18 protein-coding genes are annotated in these 20,453 nt (G+C 62.5%); 15 read left to right on the forward strand and 3 right to left on the reverse strand.

Annotated elements, in window-relative coordinates:
- Positions 1–44: 44 nt before the first annotated feature.
- The 14 genes from F2982_RS21230 to ugpC all read left to right on the forward strand — a co-directional run bounded on the left by F2982_RS21230 (position 45) and on the right by ugpC (position 14,925).
- Positions 45–605: an XRE family transcriptional regulator gene (locus tag F2982_RS21230; RefSeq protein ID WP_112711037.1), complete on the forward strand. Its 561-nt coding sequence runs from the start codon at positions 45–47 to the stop codon at positions 603–605.
- A 275-nt stretch (positions 606–880) separates the two neighbouring features.
- Positions 881–2,251: an LLM class flavin-dependent oxidoreductase gene (locus F2982_RS21235; protein WP_203430787.1), complete on the forward strand. Its 1,371-nt coding sequence runs from the start codon at positions 881–883 to the stop codon at positions 2,249–2,251.
- 30 nt (positions 2,252–2,281) lie between these two features.
- Entirely contained in the window at positions 2,282–2,791 is a 510-nt protein-coding gene (locus F2982_RS21240; protein ID WP_112711317.1) for a flavin reductase, read from the forward strand.
- Positions 2,792–2,795: 4 nt separating this feature from the next.
- The gene (locus tag F2982_RS21245) at positions 2,796–4,046 is read left to right on the forward strand and encodes an MFS transporter (protein ID WP_203430788.1); all 1,251 of its coding nucleotides are present in this window, start codon (positions 2,796–2,798) and stop codon (positions 4,044–4,046) included.
- 117 nt (positions 4,047–4,163) lie between these two features.
- Complete coding sequence (locus F2982_RS21250; protein ID WP_112711316.1) at positions 4,164–4,385, forward strand: DUF3311 domain-containing protein; 222 nt, start codon at positions 4,164–4,166, stop codon at positions 4,383–4,385.
- Positions 4,382–5,857: a sodium:solute symporter gene (locus tag F2982_RS21255; protein ID WP_203430789.1), complete on the forward strand. Its 1,476-nt coding sequence runs from the start codon at positions 4,382–4,384 to the stop codon at positions 5,855–5,857. Before F2982_RS21250 ends, F2982_RS21255 begins: the two co-directional genes overlap by 4 nt.
- A gap of 96 nt (positions 5,858–5,953) precedes the next feature.
- Positions 5,954–7,417, forward strand: a complete 1,464-nt coding sequence (locus F2982_RS21260) for an aldehyde dehydrogenase family protein (RefSeq protein ID WP_203430790.1) — start codon at positions 5,954–5,956, stop codon at positions 7,415–7,417.
- Between the two features lie 13 nt (positions 7,418–7,430).
- Entirely contained in the window at positions 7,431–8,561 is a 1,131-nt protein-coding gene (argE, locus tag F2982_RS21265; RefSeq protein ID WP_203430791.1) for an acetylornithine deacetylase, read from the forward strand.
- Between the two features lie 154 nt (positions 8,562–8,715).
- On the forward strand, positions 8,716–9,438 hold the full coding sequence (locus F2982_RS21270) for a FadR/GntR family transcriptional regulator (RefSeq protein ID WP_199628131.1): 723 nt from the start codon (positions 8,716–8,718) through the stop codon (positions 9,436–9,438).
- Positions 9,435–10,601: a PLP-dependent transferase gene (locus tag F2982_RS21275; RefSeq protein WP_203430792.1), complete on the forward strand. Its 1,167-nt coding sequence runs from the start codon at positions 9,435–9,437 to the stop codon at positions 10,599–10,601. Before F2982_RS21270 ends, F2982_RS21275 begins: the two co-directional genes overlap by 4 nt.
- 44 nt (positions 10,602–10,645) lie before the next feature.
- Positions 10,646–11,902 carry a sugar ABC transporter substrate-binding protein gene (locus tag F2982_RS21280; protein WP_130281319.1) on the forward strand — a complete coding sequence of 419 codons (1,257 nt, stop codon included), beginning with the start codon at positions 10,646–10,648 and terminating at the stop codon, positions 11,900–11,902.
- 189 nt (positions 11,903–12,091) lie between these two features.
- On the forward strand, positions 12,092–13,027 hold the full coding sequence (locus F2982_RS21285; RefSeq protein WP_130281315.1) for a sugar ABC transporter permease: 936 nt from the start codon (positions 12,092–12,094) through the stop codon (positions 13,025–13,027).
- Between the two features lie 4 nt (positions 13,028–13,031).
- Positions 13,032–13,862 carry a carbohydrate ABC transporter permease gene (locus F2982_RS21290; protein WP_112711028.1) on the forward strand — a complete coding sequence of 277 codons (831 nt, stop codon included), beginning with the start codon at positions 13,032–13,034 and terminating at the stop codon, positions 13,860–13,862.
- A 4-nt stretch (positions 13,863–13,866) separates the two neighbouring features.
- Positions 13,867–14,925, forward strand: coding sequence for a sn-glycerol-3-phosphate ABC transporter ATP-binding protein UgpC (gene ugpC / locus F2982_RS21295; protein WP_203430793.1), 1,059 nt, complete (start codon positions 13,867–13,869; stop codon positions 14,923–14,925).
- 15 nt (positions 14,926–14,940) lie between these two features.
- Here the strand turns inward: ugpC and F2982_RS21300 are convergent, their stop codons facing one another.
- Together F2982_RS21300 and F2982_RS21305 are read right to left on the reverse strand one after the other, a co-directional pair.
- On the reverse strand, positions 14,941–16,563 hold the full coding sequence (locus F2982_RS21300) for an ABC-F family ATP-binding cassette domain-containing protein (RefSeq protein WP_112711314.1): 1,623 nt from the start codon (positions 16,561–16,563) through the stop codon (positions 14,941–14,943).
- Between the two features lie 83 nt (positions 16,564–16,646).
- The gene (locus F2982_RS21305) at positions 16,647–18,248 is read right to left on the reverse strand and encodes an inorganic phosphate transporter (protein ID WP_203430794.1); all 1,602 of its coding nucleotides are present in this window, start codon (positions 18,246–18,248) and stop codon (positions 16,647–16,649) included.
- A 163-nt stretch (positions 18,249–18,411) separates the two neighbouring features.
- Here F2982_RS21305 and ppk2 point away from each other — a divergent pair, with 163 nt between their 5' ends.
- Positions 18,412–19,326 (forward strand): polyphosphate kinase 2, encoded by a 915-nt coding sequence (gene ppk2, locus F2982_RS21310; protein ID WP_203430795.1) that lies wholly within the window; start codon positions 18,412–18,414, stop codon positions 19,324–19,326.
- Positions 19,327–19,404: 78 nt separating this feature from the next.
- Here the strand turns inward: ppk2 and F2982_RS21315 are convergent, their stop codons facing one another.
- Positions 19,405–20,448 carry a sulfate/molybdate ABC transporter ATP-binding protein gene (locus F2982_RS21315; protein ID WP_203430796.1) on the reverse strand — a complete coding sequence of 348 codons (1,044 nt, stop codon included), beginning with the start codon at positions 20,446–20,448 and terminating at the stop codon, positions 19,405–19,407.
- Between the last annotated feature and the right edge of the window lie 5 nt (positions 20,449–20,453).

Below are 20,453 nucleotides of genomic sequence, written 5' to 3' on the forward strand. Positions count from 1 at the left end.
GCGGCAGTTGCCGGGGAGGGGTGTGAGACGCTAATGATATCTGCATGTTGGATAATATCGATGAGCGTCTCGGCGCACGGGTGAGAATTGAGCGGGAACTGCGCGGCTGGTCTTTGACGGAGCTGGCGAAGCGGTCGAGCGTGTCGCGGGCGATGATCCATAAGGTCGAGCGTGGCGAGGCGAGCCCGACAGCGATGCTTCTGGCGCGGCTTGCGGGTGCGTTCGAGATGAGCATGTCGACGCTGATGGTGCGTGCCGAGATGCAGGAGGGGATGCTGCTGCGCAAGGGCGAGCAGCCCGTCTGGATCGATCCCGTGACCGGCTATGCGCGTCGCCATGTCTCGCCGCGGTCGGCGACGCCGATCGATGTCATCAATATCGATTTCCCGCCCGGCAAGGAATCGTCCTTCCCTGCGGCGTCCTATATCAATCGCAAGCACATCATCTGGGTGCTCGATGGCGAACTGGTCTTCCTCGAAGGCGAGGCGCGCCATGAGATGAAGGAAGGCGACTGCCTGGAACTCGGGCCGCCGAACGACTGCACTTTCCGCAACGAGAGCGACCGGCCCTGCCGCTACGCGGTGATCGTGCTACGCGATTCCTGATCGAGCGGTCCTGATTTTCCAGGCCGCCTGAAGGCGGAGCATGTCTATCCGCAACTTTCTTGTGTGTTCCGTACTCTTATAGTGGCGGCTTTGCGTCGCCAGGCGAAGCCTTTCTGCCCGCGTTCTGGCGTGCTTGTGCAGTGTTGCCGGCGTTCTGCGGCGTGATCACACTTTTCAGAAAATTCCTTGACATAGATCAATCGCTCATCATAGTGACACAGAAAGTCCAGTATGGTGGACAGATAGAGCGAACATTTACGAGGGGGAGCCAATAAATGCCTCGCCAAATCCATCTCAACGCATTCGATATGTTTTGCCCGGGTCACATCCAGCAGGGGATGTGGACGCATCCGCGGGATCAGTCGGTGCGCGTCAATGATCTACAATATTGGACGGAATACGCCCGCAAGCTCGAGGCCGGCCTGTTCGACGGCATCTTCTTCGCCGATGTGGTCGGCGTCTATGACGTCTATGGCGGCAGCCCGGACGCGGCGGTGCGCAGCGGCGTGCAACTGCCGGCCAACGATCCGACGATCCTCATCCCGGCGATGGCCGCGGTCACTAAAAACCTCGGCTTCGGCGTCACCTGCAACCTGACCTACGAGCAGCCCTTCCTGTTTGCCCGGCGCATGTCGACGCTCGATCATCTGACCGGTGGGCGCATCGGCTGGAACATCGTCACCGGCTATCTCGACAGCGCGGCGCGCGCCATCGGCCTGCAGGGCCAGGTCGCCCATGACGACCGCTACGATCTCGCCGACGAATATATGTCGCTGGTCTACAAGCTGTGGGAAGGCTCCTGGGATGACGACGCCGTTGTCATGGATCGCGCCAACGCGGTCTTTGCCGATCCGAGCAAGGTGCGCGTCATCCATCACGAGGGGCCGCAATACAAGGTCGATGCGATGCATCTCTGCACGCCGTCGCCGCAGCGTACGCCGGTTCTCTATCAGGCAGGTTCTTCGCCACGCGGCCGCGAATTTGCCGCGGCCCATGCGGAATGTGTCTTCGTCAACGGCCAGAAGAAGGAAGATGTCCGCGGCATCACCGACGACATCAAGGCGCGCGCCGTTGCAAAGGGCCGCTCGGCCGATGACGTTAAGCTGTTCCTCGGCGCCACGCTGGTGCTCGGCAAGACGACAGCCGAAGCGCAGGAGAAATTCGAGGAATACAAGCGCTATGTCAGCTCCGAAGCGGCACTGGTGCATGCCGCCGCCTCGCTCGGCATCGACTTCTCGAAATATGACATCGACGAGCCGATCGAGACCGGCAAGAGCCAGGCGATCACCTCGAATGTCGAGATCATGAACAAGGCTGCGGGTCCGAAATGGACGCGCCGCAAGCTCCTGGAGCAGATGGTGCTCGGCAGCCGCCAGGCGCCCTGGGTTGGCTCGGCTGAGGAAGTGGCGGACACCCTTATCGGCTGGAGCGAGGAAACCGGCGTGGCAGGCTTCAACCTGTCACGCACGGTCGCCCCCGAAAGCATCGACGATGTCGTCAACCTGCTGATCCCGGTGCTGCAGGAGAAGGGCGCCTACAAGACCAGCTATGCCGACGGCACCTATCGCGACAAGCTGTTTGGCCATGCGCGCCTGCCATCGACACATTCGGCCGCGCAATATCGCGGCGGCGTAGCCGCCCGCTAAGGCTTGCAGGGATCTGGAGGAGGATTGAACGTGGTCGACAAATCCGCGTATCGCGATGCCATGGCCGGCCTGGCGGCCGCCGTCAACATCATCACGTCGAATGGCGAAGCCGGTCTCGCGGGTTGCACGGTTTCGGCCGTCTGCTCGGTGACCGATGAGCCGCCGACGCTGCTCGTCTGCATCAACCGTTCGAGCGCCAATAACGAGATCATCCGCAAGAACGGCAATCTCTGCGTCAACGTGCTCTCGGCCGAGCAGAAGACGGTCGCCATGCAGTTTGCGACCAAGGGTCTGTCGATCAGCGAGCGGCTGGCCTGCGCCAGCTGGGGCACTCTCGAAACCGGCGCTCCGGCGCTGGACGGCGCGGTTTGCGCCATCGATTGCGAGGTCGATTCCGTCTCCGAAGTCGGCACGCATACCGTCTTCTACTGCCGCGTGAAGGCGGTCCGCAACCAGCTCGACCGTGACGGGCTGATCTATTTCGGCCGCGACTTCCATCGGGTCGGCAAGCCTGCTCCGGCTGCCGAGGCGAGGGCCTGATCCGATGAGCGGGCGAACGACACCCCCCGGCGCCAACCCGCTCGCCGCGCCAGGCACTGGCAAGGCTCTATCGTTGGCACTGATCCTCGCCGCGCAGGTGGCGGCGATGAGCGTCTGGTTTTCTTCGAGCGCGGCAATCGCCGGCATCAAGCAGCATTATACGATCGGCGCCTCGCAAGAGGCGCTGCTGACGACGGCGGTACAGATCGGCTTTGTCGCCGGGACCATCGTCTCAGCCCTGCTGTCGCTCGCCGACCGTTTCGACCCAAGGCGGCTGTTTGCGCTCTGCGCCGCGATCGCCGCGGTTGCGACCGCCTGCCTGATCTTCCTGCCGCCGACCGGTGGCGCGGTGATCCTGCTGCGCTTTCTGACGGGCGTCTGCATGGCGGGCGTTTATCCCGTCGGCATGCGGATGGCGGCGACCTGGGCCAATCGCGATCTCGGCCTGCTCATCGGCCTGCTGGTCGGGGCGCTGACGCTGGGTTCGGCAAGCCCGCATCTCTTGGCTGCGACCGGCGATGTCGAGTGGCGGGCGATCTATGGTGTTGCCTCAGCTTCTGCTCTGGCAGCAGCGGTGCTGATCGGCTTCGTCAAGCTCGGCCCGAACATTCGCCGTGCCAGCGCGGTCGACATGAGCAAGATCGCCCAGAGCTGGCGCCGCACGTCGCTCAGGCGCGTCAATCTCGGCTATCTCGGCCACATGTGGGAGCTCTACGCCATGTGGGCATGGCTGCCGGTCTTCCTGCACCAGTCCTTCGCCGATCGCGGCATGGAAAATTCGGATGCGAAGGCGGCGTGGCTGACCTTCGCGGCCGTCGCGGTCGGCGCAGTCGGATCCTGGTTCGGCGGCATGCTTGCGGATCGCCGGGGGCGTACCTTCGTGACGATCACGGCCATGGCCGCAAGCGGCATCTGCGCAGCGCTGATCGGCTGGCTCTATGCCGCGCCGCTCGCCGTGCTGATCCCGGTCGCGATCATCTGGGGCATCACCGTGATCGCCGATTCCGCACAGTTTTCGGCATCGATCGCCGAGCTTGCCGAACCAAGCTCGGTCGGAACGCTGCTGACGGCGCAGACCTGCGCGGGATTTTTGCTGACCATGGCCAGCATTCATCTGGTGCCCGAAGTGCGGGATCTCTTCGGCTGGCCCGGCGCCTTCACCATGCTGGCAATCGGCCCCTTCGCCGGCTGTATCGCCATGTGGCGATTGCGGCGGGATCCGGAGGCCAGGCTGCTCGCCGGCGGGCGGCGCTAGAGGCCAAACACGACATCACAAGAATTACCGAACCATCTCTCAGGAGGAGAGGGGTGCGGGAGCAATCCGCCGGAAGAGCGGGACAATCGACCAGTCGCTTCATAGAGGATGGAACATATGCGACCCATACATTTACTTAGTCTGATACCGATCTGCGGGGTTCTCGTTGCCCCGTTCTTTCTGAACCAGGTGAAGCCGTTCATTCTGGGCATGCCCTTCATGCTTGGATGGTATTCGCTGATGCTGGTGGCGACTTCGATCGTCATGGCCTGCATCTATTTCTCCGACAAGGCATCCGGCGCCCATGCCAGCGATGCAGCTGAAGGAGAGCGGAAGTGAACAGCGCCCTTTTCTTCATTTTCGGCATCCTCATCGTCGCCCTGGTGCTCGGCCTTCGTGCCCGCCGCGGCAAGGACATGAACCTCGAGCAGTGGACGGTCGGTGGCCGCGGATTCGGCGCCATGATCATCTTCCTGCTGATGGCAGGCGAGATCTACACCACCTTCGTCTTCCTGGGCGGCAGTGGCTATGCCTATGGCAAGGGCGCGCCGGCCTATTACATGCTGGGCTATGGCAGCCTGTGCTTCGTGCTTTCCTATTGGCTGCTGCCGCCGATCTGGCGCTATGCCAAGGAGCGCAAGCTCATCTCGCAGCCGGATTTCTTCGCGGCCAAGTATGAGAGCCGGTCCTTCGGTGTTCTCGTCGCCGTCGTCGGCGTCGTGGCGCTGATCCCCTATCTCATCCTGCAGCTCAAGGGTCTCGGCATCATCATCAACGTCGCCTCCTATTCGGCGATCTCGTCGACGCAGGGCATCTGGATCGGTGCCGTGATCGTTGCCGCCTATGTCTTCGTCTCCGGCATCCATGGCTCGGCCTGGACCTCCGTCGTCAAGGACATCCTGGTGATGTCAGTCGCCGTGTTCCTCGGCCTTTACCTGCCGTACCACTATTATGGCGGTATCGGCGCGATGTTCGAGGCGATCGATCAGGCAAAGCCCGGCTTCCTGGCGCTGCCGGAAAGTGGCCAGAGCTCGACCTGGCTGGTCTCCACCGTGCTGCTTTCGACCCTTGGCTTCTACATGTGGCCGCATATGTTCACCGCAACCTTCGCTGCGAAGCGGGAAGATGCGCTGCGCAAGAACGCCTATGTCTTGCCGATCTACCAGCTGATGCTGCTGTTCATCTTCTTCGTCGGCTTTGCCACCGTGCTCCAGGTTCCCGGCCTGCAGGGCGGCGATATCGACCTGGCGCTGTTCAAGATCTCGCTGCAGACCTTCGACCCCTGGTTCGTCGGCGTCATCGGCGCTGCCGGCGTGCTGACGGCCCTGGTGCCGGGATCGATGATCCTGGTGACGGCGGCGACGCTGGTGGCCAACAACATCTATCGCCCGCTGCGTCCGCAGGTCAGTGAAGCCCATGTCGGCTTCGTTGCCAAGCTGATGGCGCCCTGCGTCATGCTGGTTGCGGTCTATTTCACGCTTGGCGGTGGCGATACGATCGTCGCGCTGCTGCTGATGGCCTATGCCTTCGTCACGCAGCTCTTCCCGGTCCTGCTGGCGAGCCTGATGCGCAACAACCCGGTGACGCGCACGGCTGCCTTCGCCAGCGTCATCGTCGGTGAGGCGACCGTTGCCTGGGTCACGCTGACGAAGAGCACGGTTGCGGCGCTCTTCCCCTTCCTGCCGACGCCGCTGGCCGATCTCAATGTCGGCATCGTCGCGCTCGTCCTGAACGTCGTCACGCTCGTCGTCGTCACGCTCCTGACCCGCAATCTGCAAGGCAGCCAGACGCCGCGCGTCAAACAGGCCTGATCGAACGGCCGCGGGGTTTGCGCCCCGCGGTCATTTGCCTTTCCGGCGGCCATGCGCCGCCGTCTCTTTTCAGTTCCATTTCCTGACGGTTTTGCCATGACGATTTCCTTCGATCCCGATCGCATCGAACTTCCCCTCGGCCACTGGATCGGCGACAGGCTTGTCTCTGGCGCACCGGAGATCGAACTGCTGCGCCCGTCCGACGCCGTCAGCTATGCGATCTGCCCGATCGCCAGTGCCGATATCGTCGATCAGGCCGTCTCGACGGCAAAGAGCGCACTGAGATCGAGCGGCTGGGCTACATGGCGTCCGCGCCTGCGCGCCGAGGCGCTGCATCGCTGGGCCGATCTGATTATCGCCGAGGGCGAAAAGCTCGGGCGGCTGGAATCCCTTTCCTCGGCGCGTCCGATCGCGCAGTCCGTATCGATCGATGTCGCGGTGACCGCCGAGCAGATCCGCTTCTTCGCCGAAATGGCCGACAAGGAGGGCGGAGACGTCGTGCCGACGGACGGCAACCATCTCGGCATGATCCTCAGCGAGCCCTATGGCGTGGTCGGGGCTATCACCCCCTGGAACGTGCCGCTCTCGATGGCCGGCTGGAAGATGGGACCGGCGCTCGCAGCAGGCAACGCAATCGTGCTGAAACCGTCCGAACTGACGCCATTCTCGACACTCTATCTCGCGGAACTGGCCGTTCGCGCCGGTATACCGGCCGGCATCGTCAATGTCGTGCTCGGGGACGGTCCGACGACCGGCGCCAGCATCGTCGCGCATCCCGATATCGCCAAGGTGAGCTTCACCGGGTCGACCGTTGCGGGTGGCGCGATCATGAAGACGATCGCCTCGTCGCAGATCAAGCCAGTGACGCTGGAGCTTGGCGGCAAGAGCCCGCAAGTGGTCTTCGCGTCTGCCGATCTCAAGAAAGCCGCCGGCTGCATCGCGCGCAGCATTCTCCTGAACGCCGGGCAGACCTGCGTCGCCGGTACGCGGGTGATCGCCGACCGGCGCATCGCGGAGCCACTGCTGGCAGCGCTCACGGAGGCGATGTCCACGCACCGCGCCGGGCCGACCTGGGACGCTGAAAGCGACTATTCGCCGGTCATTTCCGAACGTCAGCTGCAGCGCATCGAAACCATCGTCGATGCCTCGATTACAGGTGGCGCCGAATGCGTCATCGGTGGCAAGCGAATGGAACGGCAGGGCTATTTCTACGAGCCGACGATCCTTGCGAACCTCGCCGCGAATTCGCCGGCGCTCGCCGAGGAGATCTTCGGCCCGGTACTGACGCTGCAGACTTTCGACGACGAAGAGGAAGCCTTCGCGCTCAGCGATCACCCCTCCTACGGCCTTGCCGCCGGTGTCTACACGACGGACCTGTCGCAGGGGTTGAGAGCGGCGAAGCGGATCGAGGCGGGCACTATCTGGGTCAACCGCTACGGCCGCTCGCGCGACCACATCCTGCCGACCGGCGGCTACAAGAGCTCCGGCATCGGCAAGGACCTCGGCAAGCAGGCTTACAAATCGAACCGCCGCCAGAAGAGCGTGCTGATCGAGCTTTAGGGGAGGGGCGAAGATGACGGCGGATGTGCAGGAGATATTGGCCGGGTTGATCGGTTTTCCGTCGGTCGTCGGCACACCCAATGCGGCAATCGTTTCCTATGTCAGGGACTATCTTCAGGCCTTCGGCGCGAGCGTGCATGTCCTTCCCGGACCGGAAGGTGACCGGTCCAACCTGTACGCCAGTTTCGGCCCTGTGGAGCGGCCGGGACTGATCCTGTCGGGCCATATGGACGTCGTTCCGGCAGAAGGTCGGACATGGTCGTCCGATCCCTTCACGCTCCGCGTCGAGCAAAACCGTCTATACGGACGGGGAACGAGCGACATGAAAGGATTTCTCGCGGCAGCGATGTCGATCGTGCCCGAAATAGCCGCCATGCGCCTCGACCGCCCGCTGCATTTCGCCTTCTCTTACGATGAGGAAGCGGGCTGCCGTGGCGTGCCGCATATGATCGCCGCGATACCGTCGCTCTGCGCCTTGCCGTCCGGCTGCATCGTCGGCGAACCGAGCGGTATGGCGCCGATCCTTTCGCATAAGGGCAAGGCGGCGGCGCGCATCTCGATCAGGGGAACGGCAGGCCATTCCTCGCGCCCCGATCTCGGCCGTAATGCGATCCACGCGCTCGCCAGCGTGTTGTCGGAGGCCGTCCGGCAATCGGAGCGGCTGGAACAGGCCGATCAGAACATGTTCTTCGCGCCGCCTTATTCGACACTTCAGGCTGGAATCGTCAGCGGCGGCGTGGCGCTCAACGTCATCCCGGAACATGCGCGGCTCGACATCGAGGTACGCGCCGTACCGGGCATCGAACCCTCCGCGCTTTTACAGCCTGTGCTGGCCGCGGCATGCGAGATCGAGGCGACGGGCTTCGAGGTAGCAACGGAAACGATCTCCGATTATCCGGGCATGGCGCTCCCGGTAGATAGCCCACTCGCCGCGTTGGTCGGCGATGCCTCAGGCGTGGCAGCCGTCCCGGCGGTGAGCTACGGAACCGAGGCCGGCCTCTTCGAGCGCGCCGGCATTCCCGCAATCATCTGCGGCCCCGGCGACATCGCCCGCGCTCATAAGGCCGACGAATTCATTCTGACGTCGGAACTCGAAGACTGCCGCCGCATGCTTCTCAACGTCGCCGCCAGCCTGCAGGGCTGAACGCTTTTTCGCGCCACCATATGGGTCGGCGCGCCATCCCCAATTCATGAACCAATTCTTTCGTCACCGCCCTTGACGGCGAAAGATTCTTACGGAATGCTAAGATGTCAGACCAATTTAAGGTCGACTGCCTGATAAAGAAAAATGGGGAACCATGAAGGCAAATGTGGGCGACAGGCCGGTAATCCGGCCGCTTCCGGCGATCGATCGTGCGCGTCAGGTGACCGAGGCGCTGGCGCATTACGTCGAGGATGCAAAGCTGAAGGCGGGCGACCGGCTTCCGGCCGAGCGCGAGCTGATGTCCGCCCTTGCCGTCGGACGTTCGACCATTCGCGAAGCCATCCGCCACTTCCAGGCGCTCGGTGTCATCGAGACCCGGAAGGGCAGCGGAACCTATCTACTGAAACCGGTTTCGAAGGCGACCATTCACGTTCCGCTCTCGTTCGAGGGCGCCAATCTGCGCGATGCCTTGCTGCAGACGCTGGAAGTGCGCCGCGGCATCGAGTGCGAGGCGGCAATGGTCGCGGCCCGCAAGCGCACGGCCGAGGATGTCGTCAACATCGAGACGAAGCTCAACGAGATGGAGCGCGTCCATATCGCCAAGGGCACATCGGGCCCTGAGGACCTCGCCTTCCACATGGCGGTCTACGATGCCACGCATAATCCGATGTTCGGCCAGCTTCTGGAACAGATGCGCGAGACCTTCGTGCGCTTCTGGTCGCATCCTTTCGACCGGCAGGACTTTGCCCGCCGCTCGTTTCCCTTTCACCGTACGCTTTTCAACGCGATCGCCGCTCAGGACCCCGAAGCGGCGCGCTGCGAAACATTGAAGATCCTCGACGTCGTCGAGGAAGACATCAAGGAAATGTCCAAATGACTGACGGCTCCGAACCGTTCGATTTCGCTTCGCTGATCACCGCTCATGACGACGGCAATTTCGCCGAGGCCGTGGTGCCGCCGATCTTCCAGACGTCGCTGTTCACCTTCTCCGGCTACGACGACATGATCGCCTCCTATCGCGGCGAGAAGGTGCGGCCGATCTATACGCGCGGCCTCAACCCGACGGTGCGCATGTTCGAGGAGATGCTGGCGAAGCTCGAAGGCGCCGAAGACGCGCTCGGTTTTGCAAGCGGCATGGCGGCGATCTCGTCCGCCGTCCTGAGCTTCGTCGAGCCGGGCGATCGCATCGTCGCCGTCAAGCATGTCTATCCCGATGCCTTCCGCCTGTTCGGCACCATCCTGAAGCGCATGAAGGTCGAGGTCACCTATGTCGACGGCCGCGACGAGGAGGAAGTCGCCAAGGCACTTCCGGGCGCCAAGGTCTTCTACATGGAAAGCCCGACGAGCTGGGTGATGGAAGCCCATGATGTCGGCGCACTGGCGGCTCTTGCCAAGAAGCATGGCGTCGTCACGATGATCGACAACAGCTGGGCAAGCCCGATCTTCCAGCGGCCGATCACGCTGGGCGTCGATATCGTCATCCATTCGGCTTCGAAATATCTGGGCGGCCATAGCGATGTCGTCGCCGGCGTCGTTGCCGGTTCGAAGGAGATGATCGCTCGCATCAAGGCCGAGGCCTATCCCTATCTCGGCGGCAAGCTTTCGCCCTTCGATGCCTGGCTGTTGATCCGCGGCCTGCGCACCCTGCCGATCCGCATGAAGGCCCACCAGACGGCGGCGATGACGGTTGCCCAGCGCCTGCAGGCGCTCGATTGCGTCGAGCAGGTCTGCCATCCGGGCCTCGCCAACCGCCTGCCTTCGGGCCTCAACGGCACGTCGGGCCTCTTCTCCTTCATCTTCCGCGAAGGCGTGGACATCCGCACCTTCGCCGATCACCTCAAGCTCTTCAAACTGGGCGTGAGCTGGGGTGGACATGAAAGCTTGATCGTACCGGGCGAGGTCGTGCTTCAGCAGAAGGCACAGCCGAATTCCGCGCATGCCTTTGGCATTCATCCGCGGTCCGTACGCCTCCATGTCGGCCTCGAAGGAACCGAGGCCCTGTGGACGGATATCGAAGAGGCGATCGCCGCCGCTTCGTGACGACAATAGTGAGAGAAACACCTTCAACAAAAGGGGAACTGAGCATGAAAAGACTTATAACCGCTACGCTCTTCGCCACCATGATGGCAGGAACGGCCTTCGCCGACACGACGCTGAAACTCGTCGAAGTCATCACCAGCCCGGAGCGCACCGAGACGCTGAAGTCGATCGTCGGCAAGTTCGAAGCCGCCAATCCGGGCACCAAGGTCGAGATCATCTCGCTGCCCTGGAACGAAGCCTTCCAGAAGTTCGCAACCATGGTTTCGGCCGGCGATACGCCTGACGTCATGGAAATGCCGGACACCTGGCTGTCGCTCTACGGCAATAACGGCATGCTCGAAAGCCTCGAGCCCTATCTCGCCAAGTGGGAACACACCAAGGACCTGACACCCCGCGCCCTCGAACTCGGCCGCGACGTCAAGAACACCGCATACATGCTGCCCTATGGCTTCTATCTGCGCGCCATGTTCTACAACAAGAAGCTGCTCGCCGAAGCCGGCGTCAAGGAACCGCCGAAGACGATGGAGGAGTTCACCAAGGCTTCCGAAGCCGTCTCCAAGATCTCCGGCAAGTACGGCTACTGCATGCGCGGCGGCCCGGGCGGCCTGAACGGCTGGATGATCTTCGCCGCCTCGATGGCCGGCTCCAACAAGTATTTCAACGACGACGGCACCTCGACCATGAACAGCGAAGGCTGGGCCAAGGGTCTGGAATGGATGGTCGATCTCTACAAGAAGGGCTATGCGCCGAAGGATAGCGTCAACTGGGGCTTCAACGAAGTCGTGGCCGGCTTCTACTCCGGCACCTGCGCCTTCCTCGACCAGGATCCGGACGCGCTCATCGCCATTGCCGAGCGCATGAAGGCCGAAGACTTCGGCGTCATCCCGCTGCCGAAGGGCCCGGATGGCAAGTCCTTCCCGACCATCGGCTATGCCGGCTGGTCGATGTTCACGACGAGCCAGAACAAGGATCTGTCCTGGAAGCTGATCGAAACCCTCGAAAGCCCGGATGGTAACATCGAGTGGAACAAGAAGATCGGCGCTCTGCCGGCCTATACGGCAGCCGAGAAGGATCCGTTCTACGCCGGTGACCAGTTCAAGGGCTGGTTCCAGGAACTCGCCGACAAGGACACCGTCCCGACCGTGATGCCGACCTACCTCGAAGAATTCGCCTTCTTCAAGGACTCGCTGGCGATCAAGACCTCGCAGCAGGCCCTCCTCGGCGACATCTCGCCGAAGGACCTTGCCGACCAGTGGGCTGATTACCTGACCAAGGCTCAGCAGAAGCATCTGGCGAAGTAAATCGGGTGGGCTCCGAACCCGGAGCCCCCTCATCCGCTTGCCGGCACCTTCTCCCCGCCGGGGAGAAGGGGTTTTGCGGGAACCTCTCCGTTCCCTTCTCCCCTCGGGGAGAAGGTGGCCCATCGGGCCGGATGAGGGGCCGCGTGCGCAGCAGGTTAATGGTGTAAACACACGGAAAGCCGACCACCGATGACTATGACCGCCGATACGCTCGATAGGCGCCGCGACCGCAGGCCGTGGCTGAAGCGTCTCGCCGATGCCTCGGAACCCTATCTCTATAGCGCCCCTTCGCTGATCCTCATCATCGGCGTGATGATGGTGCCGCTGGTGATCGGGATCTCCTATGCGTTCCGCGACATCCAGCTCCTCAATCCGTTCTCCGGCGGCTTCATCGGGCTCGAGCATTTCCGCGACCTTTCCAAGGACGCCGCCTTCTACGGCGCGCTCAAGAATACGCTGTGGTGGACCGGTGCTTCCGTCATCCTGCAGTTCGTCTTCGGCCTGATCCTCGCCTTGCTGCTCGACAAGCCGTTCTGGGGCAGGGGCATCGTCCAGGCGCTGGTCTTCCTCCCCTGGGCTGTGCCGTCCTTCCTCGCCGGCCTCAACTGGGCCTGGCTCTTCAATCCGGTCATCGGCCCGATCCCGCACTGGCTCTATGCGATGGGCCTGATGAGCGAGCCGGGCAATATCCTCTCCGACCCGCAATATGCGATGTGGGGGCCGATCATCGCCAATGTCTGGTGGGGCATTCCGTTCTTCGCGATCACGCTGCTTGCCGCCCTTCAGGCGATCCCGCGCGATCTCTACGAGGCCGCCTCGATCGATGGCGCCGGCTGGTTCCAGCGTTTCGGCTCGATCACGCTACCGTTCCTGGCGCCGACGATCGCCATCACCGTGCTGCTGCGCACCGTCTGGATCTCGAATTTCGCCGACCTGATCGTCGTCATGACCGGCGGCGGCCCGGCGGACCGCACCCAGATCGTCGCGAGCTACATCTTCACCCAGGCCTTCAAGCGGCTGGATTTCGGCTATGCCTCAGCGATCGCGCTCGTCCTGCTCGCGCTTCTACTTGCCTATTCCATGCTGATCATCCTGCTGCGGCAGACCCTGCTGAACAAGGATTGAGACCATGAAGCGATCCGTCATCCCCACTATCGCGCATCGTCTGGCAATCCTTTGCTACATCCTCTTTGCGCTCTTCCCGCTTTTCTGGCTGCTGAAGGTTTCGGTGACGCCGAATGATCTTCTCTATTCCGAGGGCGTTCGCATGTGGCCGTCGCGCACGACCTGGGAGCACTATTCCTTCGTCCTGCAGCACAGCGCTTTTCCGACCTTCTTCAAGAACAGCCTGATCGTGTCGGCCTCGACGGCGATCACGGTTACGATCTGCGCTTCGCTCTCAGGCTATGCGCTGTCGCGCTTCAACTTCCGGGCCAAATACTGGATCGTGGCGCTGATGCTGCTGACCCAGATGTTCCCGCTCGTCATGCTCGTCGCGCCGATCTTCAAGATCCTGACGCCGCTGCATCTGACGAACAGCCTGACGGGTCTGGTGATCGTTTACACCGCCTTCAACGTGCCCTTCGCCACCTTCCTGATGCAGTCCTTCTTCGACGGCATTCCGAAGGATCTGGAGGAGGCGGCGATGATCGACGGCGCGACGCAGTTCACGGCGTTTCGGCAGATCATCCTGCCGCTGACGCTGCCCGGCATAGCGGCCACGCTCGGCTTCGTCTTCACCGCGGCATGGAGCGAGCTGCTCTTCGCGCTGATGCTGATCAACGGCAATGATGCGGCGACTTTCCCGGTCGGGCTTCTCACCTTCGTTTCGAAATTCTCCGTGGATTTCGGGCAGATGATGGCGGCAGGCGTCATGGCGCTCATTCCGGCCGGTCTCTTCTTCCTGCTCATCCAACGTTATCTTGTGCAGGGCCTGACGGCCGGCGCGGTCAAGGGTTAAACACATGGCATCGATCGATATCCAGAACGTCAAGAAGGCCTATGGCCACGTGCAGGTCCTGCACGATGTCGACCTCAAGATCGGCGACGGCGAATTCGTCGTCCTCGTCGGCCCATCCGGCTGCGGCAAGTCCACGCTGCTGCGCATGATCGCCGGCCTCGAGGACATTTCCGGCGGTGAAATCCGCATCGGCGGCAATCGCGTCAACGAGCTGCATCCGAAGGACCGCGACATCGCCATGGTGTTCCAGTCCTACGCGCTTTACCCGCACATGAACGTCGCGGGCAACATGAGCTACAGCCTGAAGCTCCGGAAGACGGCCAAGGAGAAAATCGCCAGCGCCGTGGGTTCGGCCGCGTCGAAGCTCGGCCTCGATCCGCTGCTGGAGCGCCGCCCAAAGGCATTGTCCGGCGGCCAGCGCCAGCGCGTCGCCATGGGCCGCGCAATCGTGCGCCAGCCGAAGGCCTTCCTGTTCGACGAACCGCTGTCGAACCTCGACGCGCGCCTGCGCGAACAGATGCGCGCCGAAATCAAGAAGCTGCATGGCGATCTGAAGGCAACCTCAATCTACGTCACCCACGACCAGATCGAAGCGATGACGCTCGCCGACCGCATCGTCGCCATGCATGGCGGCGTCGTGCAGCAGGTCGGCAGCCCGCTGGAACTTTACGACCGCCCAGCAAATCTGTTCGTCGCCGGCTTCATCGGCTCTCCGGGCATGAACTTCCTCGACGCGACCTATGAGAATGGCGGCGTGAAGCTGAAGGACAGCACGATCGTCCCGCTTTCTGCACCGCTATCCGTTGCCAACGGCGCAAAGGTCACGCTCGGCATCCGCCCCGAGCATGTCGTCATGTCATCCGATGGCAACGGCATGAGTGCCGATGTCGAACTCATCGAACCGACCGGCTTCGGCATCATCCTGCACCTGTCGCTGCACGGCCTGCCGTTCAAGGTCTTCACGCTGAACCGCGAGGCGCTCTCGGCCGGCCCGAAGGTCAACGTCACCTTCCCGGCGCAGCACCTGCATGTTTTCGACGAGGCAGGCAACCGGGCGAGCTAACTCGCCCGGGACACTTTAGCTCCGTAGACCCGGCGCTTCCTGGCCGGTGCGCTCGACATATTCCGTATAGCCGCCGCCATACTGGTGGATGCCGTCAGGGGTCAGTTCCAGGACGCGGTTGGAAAGCGCTGCGAGGAAGTGGCGGTCGTGCGAGACGAAGAGCATGGTGCCTTCGTAATCGGCGAGCGCCTTGATCAGCATTTCCTTGGTGTCGAGGTCGAGGTGGTTGGTCGGTTCGTCGAGGACGAGCAGGTTCGGCGGGTCGAACAGCATCTTGGCCATGACCAGGCGGGCCTTTTCGCCGCCGGAGAGAACGCGGCACTTCTTCTCGACGTCGTCACCCGAGAAGCCGAAGCAGCCGGCCAGCGCGCGAAGCGGTGCCTGGCCGGCGAGCGGGAAGGAATCCTCCAGCCATTCGAGGACGGTGCGCTCGCCATCGAGCAGGTCCATGGCGTGCTGGGCGAAATAGCCCATCTTGACGCTGGCGCCGAGCGCGACGCTGCCCTGATCGGGGTCAGTCGAACCGGCAACGAGCTTCAGGAGCGTCGACTTGCCGGCGCCGTTGACGCCCATGATGCACCAGCGTTCCTTGCGGCGGACCATGAAATCCAGGCCTTCGTAGATGCTGCGGCTGCCGTATTTCTTATGGACGTTCTTGATGTTGATGACGTCTTCGCCCGAGCGCGGAGCCGGCAGGAATTCGAAGGCGACCGTCTGGCGGCGGCGCGGCGGCTCGACGCGTTCGATCTTGTCGAGCTTCTTGACGCGGCTCTGTACCTGCGCGGCATGCGAGGCGCGGGCCTTGAAGCGCTCGATGAACTTGATTTCCTTGGCAAGCATCGCCTGCTGGCGCTCGAACTGCGCCTGCTGCTGCTTCTCGTTCTGCGCCCGCTGGTTTTCGTAGAAGGCGTAGTCGCCCGAGTAGCTGTTGAGCGAACCGGCGTCGATCTCGATGATCTTGGTGACGATGCGGTTGAGGAATTCGCGGTCGTGCGAGGTCATCAGCAGCGCGCCGTCGAAATTCTTCAGGAAATCTTCGAGCCAGATCAGGCTTTCGAGGTCGAGATGGTTCGACGGTTCGTCGAGCAGCATCACGTCGGGACGCATCAGCAGGATGCGGGCGAGCGCCACGCGCATCTTCCAGCCGCCGGACAATTTGCCGACATCGCCGTCCATCATTTCCTGCGTGAAGCTCAGACCGTCGAGCACTTCGCGGGCGCGGCCTTCCAGCGCGTAACCGTCGAGCTCTTCGTAGCGGGCCTGCACTTCGCCGTAGCGCTCGATGATCGCGTCCATCTCGTCCATGCGGTCGGGGTCAGACATGGCGGCTTCGAGATCGCGCAGTTCGGCGGCGACTTCGCTGACGGGGCCGGCGCCTTCCATGACTTCCGCAACGGCGCTGCGGCCGGACATCTCGCCGACATCCTGGTTGAAATAGCCGACGGTCATGCCCTTCTCGACGGAGATCTGACCTTCATCCGGCGTCTCGTCGCCGGTGATCATGCGGAACAGCGTCGTCTTGCCGGCGCCGTTCGGTCCGACGAGGCCGATCTTCTCGCCCTTGTTGAGCGCGGCGGATGCCTCGAGATAGAGAATGCGGTGGCTGTTCTGCTTGCTGATATTTTCGATGCGGATCATGGGAAAGCGGGTACCTGATAAGAAGCTGCGGCGCGCTTATCATGCGCCGCAGCATTTGTCGCGGTTTTCCTTCGTCAGGAGCCTTAGAAGACCTGGCGAAGGATGATGAAAAGCACGAAGGCGATGGCGATCGAAGCCGGCAGCGTCACCACCCAGGCCATCAGCATGTTGCGGACCGTCGACCATTGGAGCCCCGAGCCATTGGCGGCCATGGTGCCCGCAACGCCTGACGATAGAACGTGCGTCGTCGAGACAGGCAGGCCAAAATGGTCGGCCGCGCCAATCGTCGCCATGGCGACGATTTCGGCGGCAGCACCCTGACCGTAGGTGAGATGCGTCTTGCCGATCTTCTCGCCGACGGTCACGACAATGCGCTTCCAACCAACCATGGTGCCTAGCCCAAGCGCCAGCGCCACGGCGACCTTCACCCAGAGCGGGATGAACTTCGTCGCGTTGTCGACGGCCTTGTGGTAGTTGGTGACAGCCTGCAGGTCCGTTGCGTCCATCGGCAGGAGCTTCTGCTTGTCGATCAGCTTCAGCGATTCACCGATGAGATAGATGTCGTTGCGCACATTGCCGACGAGATTGGTCGGAACCGCTTCCAGCGTCGGGAAGGCGGCGACTTCGGCGCTCGTCTGGTGGATATATTGCTGCAGGGCAGGCGTCGTCGCGTCCGTCCAGGTCTTTGTCTTCACCGCATTGCTGACCTCGGCCTTGTAGTCGGTCACGGTCACGCCCGGCTTTACATATTTGCCGAGCGCGGTTTCGACCTGGGCTGAGGCCTGCTTGTAGGCTTCTAGGTAGTTGACGTCAGGCGTGCGGTTCAGCGCGAAGGCCGTCGGAACCAGACCGATCAGGATGAGCATGATCAGGCCCATGCCCTTCTGGCCGTCGTTGGAGCCATGGGCGAAGCTGACGCCCGTGCAGGTGAAGATCAGGATTGCCCGGATCCAGAGCGGCGGTGGCTGGTTGCCTTTCGGCTCCTCATAGAGCTCCTTCTTGCGTACAAGGAACTTCATGACGAGGAGAAGCACGGCCGAGAGAGCGAAGCCGATCAGCGGAGAAATCAGCAGCGACAGGCCGATATTGGTTGCCTGCGACCAGTCGACACCGCTGGTGGCGCTTCCCGCCGGGGCGAGAAACTGGTTGGCGAGGCCGACGCCGATGATCGAGCCGACGAGCGTGTGCGAGCTGGAGGAGGGCAGGCCGAGATACCAGGTGCCGAGGTTCCAGAAGATCGCCGCGATCAACAGCGCGAAGACCATCGCAAGGCCCGATCCCGAGCCGACCTGCAGGATGAGCTCCACCGGCAGAAGTGCCAGAATGCCGAAGGCGACGGCGCCCGTCGATGTCAGCACGCCGAGGAAGTTGAAGAAGCCGGACCAGATGACGGCGAGCTCGGCGGGCATCGAGCGCGTGTAGATGACGGTGGCGACGGCGTTAGCCGTATCATGGAAGCCGTTGACGAACTCGAAGCCGAGCGCGATCAGCAGCGCAAGGCCAAGCAGGATCCACGGAACCGCGGAGGCTTCGGTCAGATCGCGGCCGAGCGCATAGGCGACATATCCAAGGCCGCAAAGAAGAATGACGAGAAAGACCGGCACGAACCACTTGCCTGCACTCGACGAATGCAGCGGGTGCTTACCGGACTCAGGCAACAGGTGATCGGGGGCAATATCAGCCATGTCCTTGTCCTTTCATGGAAAAGCAACCAAAACTACGTCCGCCCCGTGAACCTTGCGTGACACAACTTTGCGGCATCTCCGGCGGCCTTCCTCGCGCGGCTCGCATTGTCACATTACTGTCGTCAAACCCTGTTGATGTGGCGCCGATCAGAGGGACAGGACCATGACTCAGGAAGAAATCGACCAGCTCCGCCGCATCAAGGATGAGATTGCAGACAGTTTCGACGAGGAACTGGAAATGCAGATGGAGGAGGACCGGCTCGACGAGCTGGTCGCCGAAAACATGCCTGGCGGCCTTGAGGATGTGCTCGACCGCAAGACCTATTTCCGCGAGCTCTTCCGTCTCCAGCACGAGCTGGTGAAGCTGCAGGACTGGGTGCAGCACAAGAAGCTGAAGGTCGTCGTGCTTTTCGAAGGCCGCGATTCAGCCGGCAAGGGCGGTGCCATCAAGCGTGTCACGCAGCGTCTGAACCCGCGCGTCTGCCGCGTCGTCGCACTTCCAGCGCCGACCGAGCGTGAGCGGAACCAGTGGTATTTCCAGCGCTATGTCCCGCATCTGCCGTCGGCAGGCGAAATGGCGCTCTTCGACCGCAGCTGGTACAACCGTGCCGGCGTCGAGCGTGTGATGGGTTTCTGCACTAAGGATGAACTCGACGAGTTCTTCCGTTCGGTTCCGGAATTCGAGCGCATGCTGGTGCGCTCCGGCATCATCCTCGTCAAATACTGGTTCTCGATCACCGACGAGGAGCAGGAGTTCCGCTTCCGCATGCGCATCCAGGATCCGCTGAAGCAGTGGAAGCTGTCGCCGATGGACCTCGAAAGCCGCGTGCATTGGGAAGAATACACCAAGGCCAAGGAAGAGATGCTGGAATATACCCACATCCCCGAGGCGCCGTGGTGGGTCGTTCAGGCCGTCGACAAGAAGCGCGCCCGCCTCAACATGATCAACCACCTCTTGAAGCAGATCCCCTATGAGGACGTGCCGAAGGATCACATCGTCCTGCCGCCGCGCGTACGTCACGACGATTACTCGCGCGTTCCGGTTCCGCCGGACATGTATGTTCCGGAAGTCTATTGAATGTGAGAGCGGGCGGTCTTGCCGCCCGCAGCCGTTGCGGATGCTCGCGACAAGCCCGAGCATGACGGCGTAGAGGGGTCAGTCCTTCCGGAACAGCTTCCAGCGCGTCGGCCGGAAAGCGATATGCTTGCTGTCGAGGACCTCGGTGTGCGAGGGCGGAACTTCCAGCTCGATATGCTGATGCGCGGTACCGATATCGATTTCGATATGCCGTGTTCCGGCAACGCGGCGGCTGGAGGCCAGCTTGCCGGGAATGCCGCCGCGATTTGCGTCCAGCAGTTCGATGTCGTGCGGGCGGAAGTAGAGCTGGGCCTCGCCATCAGGCTCCCCATCCGCCTTCAGGCCGAGCGTGCGGCCCTCGAACAGAATGTCGCCATTGGCGATCTTTACGTTCAGACAGTTGGACTGGCCGACGAAGCCGAAGACGAAGGGTGAGTTTGGCCGGTCGTAGACTTCATCCGGCGTGCCGACCTGCTCGATCGCACCCTGGCTCATGACGACGACGCGGTCGGCGAGTTCCATCGCCTCGTCCTGGTCGTGGGTGACGAAGACGGTCGTATGGCCGGTGCGGTCATGGATTTCGCGAAGCCATTTGCGCAGGTCCTTGCGAACCTGGGCGTCGAGCGCGCCGAAGGGCTCGTCGAGCAGCAGCACGTTCGGCTCGACCGCCATGGCGCGGGCGAGCGCTACGCGCTGGCGCTGGCCGCCGGATAGCTGCGCCGGATAACGCTTCTCAAGGCCGGAAAGCTGCACGAGGTCGAGCAGCTCGAGCGCCCGCTTGCGGATCTCGGCCTTCGGCGGACGGCGCGCGCCGCTGCGGACCTTGAGGCCGAAGGCGACATTGTCGAGCACCGTCATGTGGCGGAACAGCGCGTAATGCTGGAAGACGAACCCAATATTGCGCTGCTGTACCGTCTTCTTCGAGGCATCTTCGTCGCCGAAGAACACCTTGCCGTCGGTCGGGCTTTCGAGGCCTGCGATCAGGCGAAGCAATGTCGTCTTGCCGGAACCGGAAGGGCCGAGCAGCGCGATCAGCTCGCCCGAGCGGATATCGAGCGAAACGTCATGCAGGGCCGGAAACCGGTCGAATTCCTTGCGTATGTTTTGAACGCGAACTTCCATTCTCA

This window comes from Rhizobium sp. BG4 (assembly GCF_016864575.1).
Lineage (GTDB): Bacteria > Pseudomonadota > Alphaproteobacteria > Rhizobiales > Rhizobiaceae > Rhizobium.